Source organism: Streptococcus sp. 714, from assembly GCF_013277115.1.
Lineage (GTDB): Bacteria > Bacillota > Bacilli > Lactobacillales > Streptococcaceae > Streptococcus.
This window is the reverse complement of the sequence record NZ_VMMH01000003.1, coordinates 126,640-143,140: the sequence shown is the minus strand read 5'-3', so window position 1 is coordinate 143,140 and position 16,501 is coordinate 126,640. Positions and strand designations below refer to the sequence as shown.

At 43.3% G+C, this 16,501-nt stretch carries 6 protein-coding genes; 2 read left to right on the top strand and 4 right to left on the bottom strand.

The window, feature by feature from the left end; all coding sequences use genetic code 11:
• Positions 1–35: 35 nt before the first annotated feature.
• Together rpoC and rpoB are read right to left on the bottom strand one after the other, a co-directional pair.
• Entirely contained in the window at positions 36–3,713 is a 3,678-nt protein-coding gene (gene rpoC / locus HT718_RS01150) for a DNA-directed RNA polymerase subunit beta' (protein WP_173266707.1), read from the bottom strand.
• 32 nt (positions 3,714–3,745) lie between these two features.
• A complete protein-coding gene (rpoB, locus tag HT718_RS01145) occupies positions 3,746–7,357 on the bottom strand; it encodes a DNA-directed RNA polymerase subunit beta (protein WP_173266705.1) in 3,612 nt (1,203 codons plus the stop codon).
• Positions 7,358–7,839: 482 nt separating this feature from the next.
• On the opposite strand from rpoB, the gene HT718_RS01140 reads away from it, so the two are divergent.
• Both HT718_RS01140 and HT718_RS01135 read left to right on the top strand, forming a co-directional pair.
• The gene (locus HT718_RS01140) at positions 7,840–9,318 is read left to right on the top strand and encodes a M protein trans-acting positive regulator PRD domain-containing protein (protein ID WP_173266703.1); all 1,479 of its coding nucleotides are present in this window, start codon (positions 7,840–7,842) and stop codon (positions 9,316–9,318) included.
• Positions 9,319–9,431: 113 nt separating this feature from the next.
• Complete coding sequence (locus HT718_RS01135) at positions 9,432–13,310, top strand: pullulanase (protein WP_173266701.1); 3,879 nt, start codon at positions 9,432–9,434, stop codon at positions 13,308–13,310.
• Between the two features lie 99 nt (positions 13,311–13,409).
• On the opposite strand, the gene HT718_RS01130 is transcribed toward HT718_RS01135, so the two are convergent.
• Both HT718_RS01130 and glmS read right to left on the bottom strand, forming a co-directional pair.
• A complete protein-coding gene (locus HT718_RS01130) occupies positions 13,410–14,459 on the bottom strand; it encodes an LLM class flavin-dependent oxidoreductase (protein ID WP_173266699.1) in 1,050 nt (349 codons plus the stop codon).
• 119 nt (positions 14,460–14,578) lie between these two features.
• Positions 14,579–16,387: a glutamine--fructose-6-phosphate transaminase (isomerizing) gene (glmS, locus tag HT718_RS01125; protein WP_173266697.1), complete on the bottom strand. Its 1,809-nt coding sequence runs from the start codon at positions 16,385–16,387 to the stop codon at positions 14,579–14,581.
• Between the last annotated feature and the right edge of the window lie 114 nt (positions 16,388–16,501).

Genomic DNA, 16,501 nt, shown 5'->3' with positions numbered 1-16,501 from the left:
AATAAAAGAGAACCCGAAGGCTCTCTCATTCTCTCTTATTCTACTGTTTCTTCCACAGTTTCAACGGCAGTATCCACAACTACTTCTGTTGTTTCTTCATTTTCTTCTTCCTCTACTGGAGGATTAAGGTATTCTTCTTCGTTGATAGCATGTGGTTCAAGGTTACGGTAACGGGCCATACCAGTACCTGCTGGGATGATTTTACCGATGATAACATTTTCCTTAAGTCCAAGGAGATGGTCTTTCTTACCACGGATAGCTGCGTCAGTAAGGACACGAGTTGTTTCCTGGAAGGAAGCCGCTGACAAGAAACTGTTTGTTTCAAGTGAGGCTTTGGTGATTCCCATAAGAACTGGGCGACCAGTCGCTGGAACTCCACCTGCGATGAGGACATCTTTGTTGGCATCTGTAAAATCATTGATATCCATGAGGGTACCCATGAGAAGATCTGTGTCACCTGGATCCATGACACGGACTTTACGGATCATTTGACGAACCATTACCTCGATGTGTTTGTCACCGATTTCTACCCCTTGGCTACGGTAAACTTTTTGTACTTCACCGAGAAGGTAAGTTTCAACTGACAAGACATCACGGACTGCAAGGAGACGTTTTGGTTGGATAGAACCTTCTGTAAGAGCAGCACCACGCGCTACTTGGTCTCCAACTTCAACACGCATACGAGCTGTAAATGGAACGACGTATTCGCCTTCGCCAGTTTCACCCTTAACAAAGACTTTCTTAGTACGAGTTGATGCATCTTCTTCGATAGCTGTAACTTGTCCTTTAACCTCTGTGATAACCGCTTCCCCTTTAGGATTGCGGGCTTCAAAGATTTCTTGGACACGAGGAAGACCCTGAGTGATATCGGTATTTGAGGCAACCCCACCTGTGTGGAAGGTACGCATTGTAAGCTGTGTACCAGGTTCCCCGATAGATTGGGCAGCGATTGTACCAACTGCTTCACCAACTTCAACCGCATCACCAGTCGCCAAGTTGATACCATAACAGTGACGGCAGACACCGTGACGAGTATTACATGTAAATACTGAGCGGATAGTTACTTCTTCCACACCAGCATTGACAATTTCACGCGCCTTGTCTTCTGTAATCAACTCATTTGGACCAATGATCACTGCGCCAGTTTCTGGATGTTTAACAGTTTTCTTAGTGTAACGACCATTGAGACGCTCTTCGAGTGACTCGATCATTTCTTTTCCTTCTGAGATAGAACGAATCAGGAGACCACGGTCTGTTCCACAGTCGTCCTCACGGATGATAACATCTTGGGCAACGTCAACCAAACGACGAGTCAAGTAACCTGAGTCGGCTGTCTTAAGGGCCGTATCGGTCATACCTTTACGGGCACCGTGAGTTGAGAAGAACATTTCGAGTACTGACAAACCTTCACGGAAGTTTGAAAGTATTGGCAATTCCATGATACGTCCGTTCGGAGCAGCCATCAGACCACGCATACCTGCAAGCTGTGAGAAGTTTGAGATATTACCACGAGCTCCTGAGTCCATCATCATAACGATTGGGTTCTTAGGATCTTGGTTGGCAATCAAGCGTTTCTCAAGTTTTTCACGGGCAGCACGCCATTCAGCTGTAACGGCATTGTAACGCTCGTCGTCTGTAATCATACCACGACGGAATTGTTTTGTGATTTGTTCTACACGTTTGTGTGATTCTTCAATGATTTCAGCCTTGTCATCAACGACTGGGATATCGGCAATCCCCACTGTCAATCCTGCAAGAGTTGAGTGGTGGTAACCGAGGTTCTTCATACGGTCAAGTAGGGCAGAAGTTTCTGTCGTACGGAAACGTTTGAAGATTTCAGCGATGATATTTCCAAGGTTTTTCTTCTTGAATGGAGGGTTGAGCTCAAGTTTGCTGATAGCTTCCTTGATATCTCCACCAAGTGGCAAGAAGTATTTAGCTGGAACGCCTTCTGTTAAGTTAGCATTGTTTGGTTCTTGCAAGTATGGTAGACCCTCTGGCATGATGTCGTTGAAGAGGATTTTACCAACTGTTGTAAGCAAGACCTTGTGTTTTTGCTCTTCTGTCCAAGGCTTGTTGAGGCTGTCTGTTGCGATACCAACACGTGAGTGAAGGTGAACATAACCATTACGGTAAGCCATAACAGCTTCGTCACGGTCTTTGAAGACCATTCCTTCACCTTCACGACCAGCTTCTTCCATAGTCAAGTAATAGTTACCCAAAACCATGTCCTGAGATGGTGTAACAACTGGTTTACCATCTTTCGGGTTCAAGATGTGCTCAGCAGCGAGCATGAGGATACGAGCTTCTGCTTGGGCTTCTTCTGAAAGCGGTACGTGGATGGCCATTTGGTCCCCGTCAAAGTCGGCATTGTAGGCTTCACAGACAAGTGGGTGCAAGCGAAGGGCCTTACCATCAATCAAGACAGGCTCGAAGGCTTGGATACCCAAACGGTGAAGGGTCGGTGCGCGGTTAAGAAGTACTGGGTGTTCTTTGATTACTTCTTCAAGGATATCCCAGATGCGTTCGTCTCCACGTTCCACCAAGCGTTTAGCTGCTTTGACGTTTTGCACGATATCACGCGCAACGATTTCACGCATGACAAATGGTTTAAAGAGCTCAATTGCCATTTCACGTGGCACACCACATTGGTACATCTTAAGAGTTGGACCAACGGCGATAACGGAACGTCCTGAGAAGTCAACACGTTTACCGAGCAAGTTTTGACGGAAGCGTCCTTGTTTACCTTTAAGCATGTGGCTCAATGATTTCAGTGGACGGCTACCTGGCCCTGTGATTGGACGACCACGACGACCATTGTCAATCAAAGCGTCAACCGCTTCTTGAAGCATACGCTTCTCATTTTGAACGATGATACCTGGTGCATTCAACTCAAGCAAACGAGCCAAACGGTTGTTACGGTTGATAACACGGCGATACAGGTCGTTCAAGTCAGATGAGGCAAAACGGCCACCATCCAACTGCAACATTGGACGAAGATCTGGTGGAATAACCGGAAGGATGTTGAGAATCATCCATTCAGGTTTGTTTCCAGACTTGTAAAAGGCATCCAAAACATCCAAACGACGGATGGCTTTGATACGTTTTTGTCCAGTTGCTGTTTTCAACTCTTCTTTGAGTTCAGCAATTTCTTTTTCAAGATCTACTTGTTTCAAAAGGTCTTGAATGGCTTCGGCACCCATTTTGGCAACGAATGAACCATAACCATACTCACGCAAGCGCTCACGGTATTCGCGCTCTGTCATGATAGACTTGTGCTCAAGTGGTGTATCCTTCGGATCAATCACCACATAAGCCGCAAAGTAGATCACTTCCTCAAGGGCACGAGGGCTCATATCAAGGGTCAAGCCCATACGGCTTGGAATCCCCTTGAAGTACCAGATGTGAGATACAGGAGCTTTCAACTCGATGTGCCCCATACGCTCACGACGAACTTTTGTACGCGTTACTTCAACCCCACAACGGTCACAAACAATCCCTCTGTAACGAATGCGTTTGTACTTACCACAAGCACATTCCCAGTCTTTTGTAGGACCAAAGATCACTTCATCAAAGAGTCCTTCACGTTCTGGTTTCAACGTACGGTAATTGATTGTCTCAGGTTTTTTGACTTCTCCATAAGACCATGAACGGACTTTACTTGGAGAAGCTAGGGTGATTTGCATACTTTTAAAACGATTTACATCAACCACTATTTCTTCCCTTTCTATTCTAAGTGAACTGCTTATTCTTCTTCAGCAGCTTCTTCTGTTGCTTCCGCTTTTGTTGCTTTCTCAGCTTCTTCAGCTTCAAAGGCTGCTTTAGCCTCTTGGGCTGCTTTTTCGCGGGCTTTTTCAAGGTCATCTACGTGGATGACATCTTCGTCCATTCCTTCATCCAAGTCGCGAAGTTCCACTTCTTGGTCATCTTCGTCTAGGACACGCATGTCAAGACCAAGAGATTGCAATTCTTTGACAAGAACTCGGAAGGATTCTGGAACACCTGGTTTTGGAATTGGTTTTCCTTTTGTAATAGCTTCATAAGCTTTCAAACGTCCGTTGATATCGTCAGACTTGTAAGTCAAGATTTCTTGAAGGACATTTGACGCACCGTAGGCTTCAAGAGCCCAAACCTCCATCTCACCGAAACGTTGTCCACCAAACTGAGCTTTACCTCCGAGTGGTTGTTGGGTAACGGTTGAGTATGGTCCGACTGAACGCGCGTGCAATTTATCGTCAACCATGTGGTGGAGTTTGATCATGTACATGACTCCGACAGAAACACGGTTATCAAATGGTTCACCAGTACGTCCATCATAAAGGATTGTCTTGGCATCGCTATCCATACCTGCCTCTTTAACGGTTGACCAAAGGTCTTCAGAACTTGCTCCGTCAAAGACTGGTGTTGCGATGTGGATACCCAGAGTACGAGCAGCCATACCAAGGTGGAGCTCCATAACCTGACCGATATTCATACGTGATGGCACCCCAAGTGGGTTCAACATGATATCGACTGGAGTTCCATCTGGAAGGTAAGGCATGTCTTCTACAGGAACGATACGAGAGACAACCCCCTTATTTCCGTGACGTCCGGCCATCTTATCTCCGACCTTGATCTTACGTTTTTGAGCGATGTAGACGCGAACCAGCATGTTAACACCTGATTGCAACTCATCTCCATTTGCACGTGTAAAGATCTTAACATCACGAACGACACCATCGGCTCCGTGTGGTACACGAAGAGAAGTGTCACGTACTTCACGAGATTTGTCACCGAAGATAGCATGCAAGAGACGTTCTTCAGCTGAAAGGTCTTTCTCACCCTTAGGTGTTACTTTACCTACAAGAATATCGCCTTCTTTAACCTCAGCACCGATACGGATAATCCCCATTTCGTCAAGGTCTTTGAGGGCATCTTCACCAACGTTTGGAATTTCACGCGTAATTTCTTCAGGCCCAAGCTTTGTATCGCGAGTTTCTGATTCGTATTCTTCAAGGTGGACAGATGTATAAACATCGTCTTTCACCAAGCGTTCGCTCATGATAACGGCATCCTCGAAGTTGTAACCTTCCCAAGTCATGTAGGCAACGATTGGGTTTTGACCAAGCGCCATTTCTCCATTTTCCATAGAAGGTCCGTCAGCGATGAAATCGCCTTTTTCAACGATATCGCCAACTTTTACGAGAGTACGTTGGTTGTAGGCAGTACCTGAGTTTGAACGACGGAATTTTTGGATGTGGTAAACATCCAATGAACCATCTTCACGACGAACTTCTACCTTGTCAGCATCTGCGTAAGTAACTTTACCATCATACTGAGCAATCACAGCCGCTCCAGAGTCGTGGGCTGCTTGGTATTCCATACCAGTACCAACGTAAGGTGCCTGAGGATTGATCAATGGCACAGCCTGACGTTGCATGTTGGCTCCCATGAGGGCACGATTGGAGTCATCGTTTTCCAAGAAAGGAATACATGCTGTCGCAACGGCAACTACCTGTTTTGGTGAAACGTCCATGTAGTCAACAATATTAGCTGGATACTCTTGGTTGACCCCTTGGTGACGTCCCATGACAATCTTCTCAGCAAAGGTTCCATCTTCGTTCAGACGAGAGTTTGCCTGAGCTACAGTATATTCATCTTCTTCATCGGCTGTCAACCAAACGATTTCGTTCGTAACAACACCTGTTTCACGGTCAACCTTACGGTACGGTGTTTGAACAAAACCATACTTGTTCAAGTGTCCGTAAGATGACAAGTTATTAATCAAACCGATGTTAGGTCCTTCAGGCGTCTCGATTGGACACATACGACCATAGTGAGTGTAGTGCACGTCACGTACTTCATATCCAGCACGGTCACGAGTCAAACCACCAGGTCCTAAGGCTGACAAACGACGTTTGTGAGACAACTCAGAAAGCGGGTTGTGTTGGTCCATGAACTGGGACAACTGTGAAGAACCGAAGAATTCTTTAACCGCAGCTGTTACAGGACGGATATTGATAATTTGTTGTGGTGTCAAGACTTCGTTGTCTTGAACAGACATACGTTCACGGACATTACGTTCCATACGAGAAAGTCCAAGACGTACTTGGTTGGCAAGCAATTCACCAACCGCACGGATACGACGGTTTCCAAGGTGGTCGATATCATCTACACGGCCAAGTCCTTCAGCCAAGTTGAGGAAGTAGCTCATCTCAGCAAGGATATCTGCAGGAGTGACGATACGAACCTTGTCATCTGGATTGGCATTACCAATGATAGTTACAACACGATCTGGATCCGTTGGTGCAACAACCTTGAATTTTTGAAGAACAACAGGTTCAGTCACAACGGCTGCATCATTTGGAATGTAAACAATCTTGTTCAAGTCGCCATCCAAATGGCTTTCAATGCTTTCAATCACACTACGAGTCATGATTGTACCAGCTTCTACCAAGATTTCTCCTGTTTCAGGGTCTACCAATGGCTCAGCAATAGTTTGGTTAAGCAAGCGTGTTTTTACATTGAGTTTTTTATTGATCTTATAACGACCAACTGCTGCCAGGTCATAACGACGTGGGTCAAAGAAACGAGCTACAAGCAAGCTACGTGAACTTTCAGCTGTCTTAGGTTCACCTGGACGAAGGCGTTCGTAAATTTCTTTCAAAGCTTCGTCTGTACGAGAGTCCATTGGATTCTTGTGGATATCTTTTTCAACAGTGTTGCGAACCAATTCGCTGTCACCAAAGATATCAAAGATTTCATCATCACCTGAGAAACCAAGCGCACGAACCAAGGTTGTAAATGGAATCTTACGAGTACGGTCGATACGAGTGTAGGCAATATCTTTTGAATCGCTTTCAAGCTCCAACCAAGCTCCACGGTTAGGGATAACAGTTGAACCATAGCCCACTTTACCGTTTTTATCAACTTTGTCGTTAAAGTAAACACCTGGTGAGCGGACCAATTGAGATACGATAATACGTTCACCACCATTGATGATGAAAGTACCCATTTCTGTCATGATTGGGAAATCACCAAAGAAAACTTCTTGGGTCTTGATTTCGCCTGTTTCTTTATTGATCAAGCGGAAGGTTACAAAAATTGGTGCTGAGTAGCTAGCATCGTGGATACGAGCTTCTTCTAGCGTGTATTTTGGTTCCTTGATTTCATATCCAACAAATTCCAACTCCATCGTGTCTGTGAAGTTTGAAATTGGCAATACATCTTCAAATACTTCCTTCAGACCGTGGTCTAGGAAAGCTTTGAATGAATCAGTTTGAATTTCAATCAAATTTGGTAAGTCAAGAACTTCTTTGATTCTTGAAAAACTACGACGGGTACGATGTTTCCCGTATTGAACGTCATGTCCTGCCAAGATGATTCTCCTTTATAAATAAGTTCCAAGCCTTATCAATCAGGCTTTTCTAATCGTCATATGGTTGTAAAACCCCTATCACCGTGTCCTATTGATGAATTTTCAGAATCTTTAAGTCTTTGTTACAAATGCGCAAAATCCTGAAAAAAAGCACAAAAAGAGCAGCTAAATCTGACTTTTTCAGAAGATTTAACTGCTGTGAGCCTTGTCTGGACAATATTTCAGACAAAACCTACGACAAATGATTATTTACATTATATCCTATTTAGCTAGATTTTTCAAGGGGATTGACGATTTTTTGACAAAATCTTTTCCTATGAGAATTGGCATTCTACTGTCACTTTACAAACTTCATTTTCAGTTTAATAGTCCAAGAAAAATATAGTAAATTCAGATTGTCCTATTTTATCCTAGCCTATTTTTCTTGACTTTACTTGCTTTTTCTTTTAATATATATGTATAAATATATAAGGAGGTTTGTTATGGATATTTTGCTTTCTGAAACAGAACAAAATTTGCTAATGTTATTGGAAGAACTAGCCAAACACCAGGATTGGATACAAGATTCATCTTTATCAGAAAATCTGAATCTGTCAGCAGAAGAATTGCAAGAACACCTTGTTAAACTTGAGCAATTATTTCCAAACCTCCTTATTCGATCAAGAAAAAAAGGCATCCAATTACAGTTTGACCTCCAAAATAGCTTGGATCCTCAGATTGCAATCTTTGAACAATCTGCAACCTACTCTTTTTTGAACTGTCTGTTTTTCAAAGAGGGGCAATCACTTGACCAAATGTGCCAGACGTTTTCGACTAATCCAGAGCAAATTGAGGAAATCATCCATTGTCTCAACACTAAACTTCCCCAACACTATAATATCAGCATCCAGACTTCCCCTTTAAGCATGGAGGGAGCAGAAGAAGACATTCGCGCCTTTTATCTGGACTACTTTAGCCAAAGTTACAGCTTTCTTGATTGGCCCTTCTCTTCTATTTCTGAAGAAGCACTCACTCAGCTGATTCAGCTATTTTTAAACGCTCAACAAGTTTCACCCAACCTCAGCGATCTACGGCAAATCAAATATACCCTAGCTATCAATCTAGAGCGTTTAAATAAGGGACATTTCATCGAAAATCCTACTCCTCTTTTAACCAGTCACTACAGCTCCCTCATGCAGATTCCCCAGTTTGAACAAGATATCAAAAAGCTGGCTAAAAAGCTCCATTTTGAACCAAAAAAGGAGACACTGGAACAGCTATTTTCAAACCCAATCAAATCTCTTCAAAGCACAAACAATCCTAACAATGGAGCACTGGGTGATATCCATCACATTCAAAAATCCTACCGTTTATTGAGTCAAATTCTAGAAGAGCTGGCTAAAGAATTTCACCTACAGATTGAAAATAGAGAAGAATTGATTTGGCTCCTCCACTACACTGCCCAATCTGATTTCTTCCATCTACTTAGTGAACAGTCTCTTGACAAACAGAAATCCCAGATTTTAAACAATTATCAGGCAGAATTTCCAAAACTATTTGAAGTAAGTCAGCACAAATTCCAATCGTATCTGACTGAAATGGGGCTAGAAAATAAATCCATTAAACTACAAGAACTTGTCTACACCTTTTCGATTCAAGGGCAACGAATTTTAGTCCAATTGCTTCAAAAGCTTCCCAAAATACGTGTTTTAGTCATCAGTCATCTAGATAGCCATCACGCACAAAACCTTATCGACACCCTAACTCACTACGGCAACAATCTCTATCTATTTGATTCTTGGGAAGAATCTACTATTTCTTTCTCAATTCTCAATCAAATTCCACACGATATTGTTATCACTACCTTTCCTGTTTCCAATTGTCCGAAACCCATTATTTGTAGTCGGAATCTTTCTACTGCAGAACTATTTCACCACCTCCACCTTTTGAGTTCACAAATTCATAAAGAAAGACTAGCTTAGTCGTAACAGAAAACCTGTTGCGATTTTCTTTTAGTTTAATTTCGAGAAAACGCTTGCATATTGTTTTACTACATGCTATACTGATATAGAAATTTATTGATTGGAGAATCATTATGAGAAAAACACCAGCTCACACTGAGAAAAAAATGGTTTACAGCATCCGCTCCCTCAAGAATGGAACTGGTTCTGTCCTTATCGGCGCAAGCCTTGTTCTGCTTGCCATGGCTACACCAACTATCTCAGCCAACGAAAATACCACAAGCAATAAGGGAACTAGTAATGAAACCACTACTGCCCTTGCACAGCCTCTTACTGATACAGCAGTTAACTCTGGTAAGAAGGAAAGTGATATTTCTTCACCTGAAAATGCAAACGCTTCCCTAGAGAAATCAGAAGAAAAACCTGCAACAGAGACAACCACTCCTGCTGCTGCAACTCCAGCCGATTCAGCACCACAAACTGGGCAAGATCGTTCAAGTGAACCAACTACTTCTACGAGTCCAGTAACGACTGAAACGAAGACAGAAGAGCCAATCGAAGACAACCACTTCCGTATCCATGTCAAAAAACTTCCTGAAGAAAACAAGGATGCTCAAGGACTTTGGACTTGGGACGATGTTGAAAAACCTTCTGAAAATTGGCCAAACGGAGCCTTATCCTTCAAGGATGCCAAAAAAGATGACTACGGCTACTACCTAGATGTCAAATTAAAGGGAGAACAAGCCAAGAAAATTAGCTTCCTCATCAATAATACAGCTGGGAAAAATCTAACCGGTGATAAATCTGTAGAGAAACTGGCACCAAAAATGAATGAGGCTTGGTTAGACCAAGATTACAAGGTTTTCTCTTACGAGCCACAACCTGCAGGAACTGTTCGCGTCAACTACTACCGCACAGATGGCAACTATGACAAGAAATCTCTCTGGTACTGGGGAGATGTGAAAGAGCCAAGTAGTGGTCAATGGCCTAACGGAACAGACTTTACGGCCACAGGTAAATACGGTCGCTATATCGATATTCCGCTCAAAGATGCAGCTAAAGACCTTGGATTTTTATTACTAGACAGAAGCAAGCAAGGAGATGACGTGAAAATCCGTAAAGAAGATTATAAGTTCACAGATTTGAAAAACCATAGCCAAATTTTCCTAAAAGACGATGACGAAACCATCTACACCAATCCATACTATGTCCATGATATCCGTATGACAGGAGCGCAACACGTAGGAACTTCTAGCATTGAAAGTAGTTTTTCAACACTTGTCGGTGCTAAAAAAGAGGATATCCTCAAGCACTCTAGCATCACGAATCACCTAGGAGACAAGGTAGCTATTACCGATGTCGCAATCGATGAAGCTGGCAAGAAAGTGACCTACAGCGGAGATTTCTCTGATACAAAACATCCTTATACCGTTAGCTACAACTCTGACAAATTCACTACCAAAACAAGCTGGCGTCTTAAAGATGAGACTTACAGCTATGATGGTAAACTTGGAGCTGACCTCAAAGAAGAAGGAAAACAGGTTGATTTAACTCTCTGGTCACCAAGTGCTGATAAGGTTTCTGTTGTTATCTACGACAAGAATGACCCTGAAAAAGTGGTTGGAACTGTCGCTCTTGAAAAAGGGGAAAGAGGAACTTGGAAACAAACTCTAGATAGCACAAACAAACTAGGAATCACAGATTTCACTGGCTACTATTATCAATACCAAATCGAGCGTCAAGGTAAAACTGTTCTTGCACTCGATCCTTACGCTAAATCCCTCGCTGCTTGGAATAGTGACGATGCTAAGATTGACGATGCCCATAAAGTGGCTAAAGCTGCCTTTGTAGATCCAGCTAAACTAGGACCTCAAGACTTGACTTATGGTAAGATTCGCAACTTCAAATCGCGCGAAGATGCTGTCATCTATGAAGCTCATGTGCGTGACTTCACTTCAGATCCTGCCATCGCAAAAGATTTGACTAAGCCATTTGGTACTTTTGAAGCCTTTATCGAAAAACTAGACTACCTCAAAAACTTAGGTGTAACCCACATCCAGCTCCTTCCAGTCTTATCTTACTACTTTGTCAATGAGTTGAAGAATCACGAACGCTTATCTGACTATGCTTCAAGCAACAGCAACTACAACTGGGGATATGACCCTCAAAACTACTTCTCCTTGACTGGTATGTACTCAAGCGATCCTAAGAATCCAGAAAAACGAATCGCAGAATTCAAAAACCTCATCAACGAAATCCACAAACGTGGCATGGGAGCCATCCTGGACGTAGTTTATAACCATACAGCCAAAGTCGATATCTTTGAAGATTTGGAACCAAACTACTATCACTTTATGGATGCAGATGGCACACCTCGAACTAGCTTTGGTGGTGGACGTTTGGGGACAACTCACTATATGACCAAACGCCTACTAGTTGATTCTATCAAATATCTAGTTGATACCTACAAAGTTGATGGATTCCGTTTCGATATGATGGGAGACCATGATGCCGCTTCTATCGAAGAAGCTTACAAGGCTGCACGCGCCCTCAATCCAAACCTAATCATGCTGGGTGAAGGTTGGAGAACCTATGCTGGTGATGAAAATATGCCTACTAAAGCTGCTGACCAAGATTGGATGAAACATACCGATACTGTCGCTGTCTTCTCAGATGACATCCGCAACAACCTCAAATCTGGTTATCCAAATGAAGGTCAACCTGCTTTTATCACAGGTGGCAAACGTGACATCAACACTATCTTCAAAAATCTCATTGCTCAACCAACTAACTTTGAAGCAGACAGTCCTGGAGATGTCATCCAATACATCGCAGCACATGACAACTTGACCCTCTTTGACATTATCGCTCAGTCTATTAAAAAAGACCCAAGCAAGGCCGAGAACTATGCTGAAATCCACCGTCGTTTGCGACTTGGAAATCTCATGGTCTTAACAGCTCAAGGAACTCCATTTATCCACTCTGGTCAGGAATATGGTCGCACCAAACAATTCCGTGACCCAGCCTACAAGACTCCAGTAGCAGAGGACAAACAACCAAACAAATCTCACTTGTTGCGTGATAAGGACGGCAATCCATTTGACTATCCTTACTTCATCCATGACTCTTACGATTCGAGTGATGCTATTAACAAGTTTGACTGGACTAAGGCTACAGATGGCAAAGCATATCCTGAAAATGTCAAGAGCCGTGACTATATGAAAGGGTTGATTGCCCTTCGTCAATCTACAGATGCCTTCCGACTTAAGAGTCTTAAAGATATCAAGGATCGTGTCCACCTCATCACTGTTCCAGGTCAAAATGGTGTGGAAAAAGAAGATGTAGTAATTGGCTACCAAATCACTGCTCCAAACGGTGATATCTATGCAGTCTTTGTCAATGCGGACGAAAAAGCTCGTGAATTTAATTTGGGAACTGCCTTTGCCCACCTCAGAAATGCTGAAGTTTTAGCAGATGAAAACCAAGCAGGACCAGTCGGAATTGCCAACCCGAAAGGGATTGAATGGACTGAAAAAGGCTTGAAATTAAATGCCCTTACAGCTACTGTTCTTCGAGTCTCTCAAAGCCGTCCAGCTATGGAAGATAAACCAAAATCTGACCTTCCGAATTCTCGACAAGAGCAAGGTCAAAATAACGGCCAAGACAATACTCCAAACCGAGTAGTCAAACCGGAGCAGCAAACTCCAGCTCCACAAACTAAACCTGATTCTACAAAACCAGATGCAAAAGTAGCGGATGAGGATCATAAACCTAGCCAAGCTACAACTGATTCACAAGCTGAACAACCAGCACAAGAAGCATCTGTAAAAGAAGCTGTTAAAAACGAATCGGTAGATAACTCTAGCAAGGAAAATACACCTGCGCTCCTAGTTAAACAAGCTGAACTTCCAAATACAGGAACCAAAAACGATCACAAACTCCTGTTTGTAGGAATTAGTCTCCTTGCCCTTCTAGGTCTCGGGTTCTTACTAAAAAACAAAAAAGAAAACTAAACTAGCCCTCCTATAGAAAAATCCCCCAAGCATTATAGCTCGGGGGATTAATTTTTGTACAATATTTGTCATCCTAATAAGCTTGATAAGGATTTTTTATTAAGCCTCTTTCATGGCAAAATAAGCCCGTACTTTTGGAGCCACTTGCGTGCCGAAGAGTTCAATAGCTCTTAGAACTTGTTCATGAGGCATAGAACCAAGCGGTAGATGGAGCATGAAGCGGTCCAAACCTAAATCCTCTATCATGCGAATCAATTTTTCTGCCACCTGATCTGGATTGCCCACAAACATAGCACCATTTGGCCCAACTTGTTCAAGGTATTGCTCATAACTCAATTCTTGCCAATGAGGACGGTCTTTGGAAATAGCATCCACCACTTGCTTGGTCGGATGGAAATAATCTTTCACAGCCTGATCGCCATCCTCAGCAATCCAACACCAAGAATGGGCTCCGACCTTCAGCTCATGACTGGCATGGCCTGCTTCGCTCCCAATCTCACGATAAGCCTGAATCAATTTTTTAAAATAAGACGGATTGCCACCGATAATGGCATAGACAATCGGTAAGCCTGCCTGAGCAATCTTCACTGTTGACTCTACATGACCACCTGTCGCTATCCACAAGGGCAATTTGTCCTGAACTGGACGAGGATAGACTTCTTTGCCAGAAATTGTTTGGGTCAATCGACCTTGCCAGTCTAGTTTGGTCTTTTCATTGACTAACTGAAGCAAGTCTAATTTTTCATCAAATAGAGCTTCGTAGTCTTTCAAATCATAACCAAATAGCGGGAAAGATTCCGTGAAAGAGCCCCTTCCAGCCATAATCTCCGCTCGTCCATTTGACAAAGCATCGATAGTGGCATACTGTTGGAACAAACGAATCGGGTCCATGCTTGACAAAATGCTGACTGCACTGGTCAAACGGATTTTCTTGGTATTGACTGCTCCAGCGGCCAGAACAATCTCTGGAGCTGATACTGCAAAATCCGCTCGATGGTGCTCACCAATCCCATACACATCCAAACCAACCTTGTCAGCCAGTTCAATCTCCGCCACCAACTGGCGAATACGTTCGGCATGACTGTAAGTTTGCCCAGTCCCTTCAAGCTCCGTTGTTTCCCCAAATGTTGAAATTCCCAATTCTACCATTGTGATTCTCCTTGTCTATTCCGGTCCTTCATTTTGAAAAATTATTCTAACACGAATCATGAGTACAAGCAACCGATTTGCTCACAAGAAAAAGCCTAGATAAACTAGACTTTTTTAGCTTATTCTACCGTTACTGATTTAGCAAGGTTACGTGGTTTATCCACATCAAGACCACGGTGTAGTGTTGCAAAGTAAGCGACCAATTGCGTTGGTACAACCATTGAGATTGGTGAGAGGTAAGGGTGGACGGTCGTAAGAACGATGTCGTCTGTATCTTTGGCAACATTTTCTTCTGCTATAGTGAGGACTTTGGCACCACGGGCTGCCACCTCTTGGATATTTCCACGAGTGTGGTTGGCAAGGACTGGATCTGACAAGAGAGCCAAGACAGGCGTTCCTTCTTCAATCAAGGCAATAGTTCCGTGCTTGAGTTCTCCTGCCGCAAAGCCTTCACACTGGATGTAAGAAATCTCTTTGAGCTTGAGACTTGCTTCCATGGCTACGTAGTAATCTTGGCCACGTCCGATGTAAAAGGCATTGCGAGTTGTTTCAAGGAGCTCACGAACCTTGGCTTCGATGGTTTCTTTCTCTGAAAGAGTTGATTCAATAGACTGAGCTACGATTGACAACTCATGAACTAAATCAAATGCTTGCGCTTTGGCATTGCCATTTGCTTCTCCGACTGCTTTTGCAAGGAATGCAAGGGCTGCAATTTGTGCTGTATAGGCTTTAGTTGATGCCACGGCAATTTCAGGACCCGCGTGAAGAAGCATAGTATGGTTAGCTTCACGTGACAGAGTTGATCCTGGCACATTTGTCACTGTCAAACTTGGAATACCCATTTCATTGGCCTTAACCAAAACCTGACGGCTATCCGCTGTTTCACCAGACTGGCTGATAAAGATGAAGAGTGGTTTCTTGCTGAGAAGTGGCATACCATAGCCCCACTCAGATGAGATTCCAAGTTCAACTGGCGTATCTGTCAATTCTTCCAGCATCTTCTTAGAAGCAAATCCTGCGTGGTAAGATGTCCCAGCTGCAAGGATGTAGATGCGGTCTGCGTCTTGAACAGCCTGGATGATAGCTGGATCTACGACAACTTGACCAGCCTCATCTGTATAGGCTTGGATCAACTTACGCATCACTGTTGGTTGCTCGTCAATTTCCTTGAGCATGTAGTAAGGATAAGTTCCCTTACCGATATCTGACAAATCAAGTTCAGCAGTGTAACTAGCACGCTCACGACGATTTCCATCATAGTCTTGAACTTCCACACTATCAGCCTTAACGATTACCAATTCTTGGTCATGAATTTCCATGTACTGGTTGGTCTCACGAATCATAGCCATAGCATCTGAGCAGACCATGTTATAGCCTTCCCCAAGACCAATCAAAAGTGGTGATTTATTTTTAGCTACGTAGATGACTTCAGGATCTTGTGAGTCAACCAAGGCAAAAGCATAAGAACCACGGATGATATGAAGGGCTTTTTTGAAGGCTTCAAGAACTGACAAGCCATCTTCTTCCGCAAATTTTCCAATCAAGTGAACGGCGATTTCCGTATCTGTTTGCCCCTTGAAGTGGTGACCTGCAAGGTATTCCTCCTTGATTTCAAGGTAGTTTTCAATCACCCCATTGTGAACCAAGACAAAACGTTCTGTCTCAGAGCGGTGTGGGTGAGCATTGTCCTCAGTTGGTTTCCCGTGAGTTGCCCAACGAGTATGTCCGATACCAGTTGTTCCCTCAACACCAGCTGTCTTAGCAGACAATTCTGCGATACGACCAACAGCCTTCACCAAATGGTTCTCAGCACCACCTAGGACAAAAATCCCCGCAGAATCATAGCCACGGTATTCGAGCTTCTCAAGCCCTTGAATCAAAATATCAGTTGCATTTGTGTTTCCAACAACACCAACAATTCCACACATAGTATATACGACACAGGCAAGCTGTGCTTTCCCCTTAAAATTGGTATAGTCTAATTCCTCTTTTATAGAATCAGCAAAAACAGTATATACTTGTTTCTTTCACTTGTCAAGAGT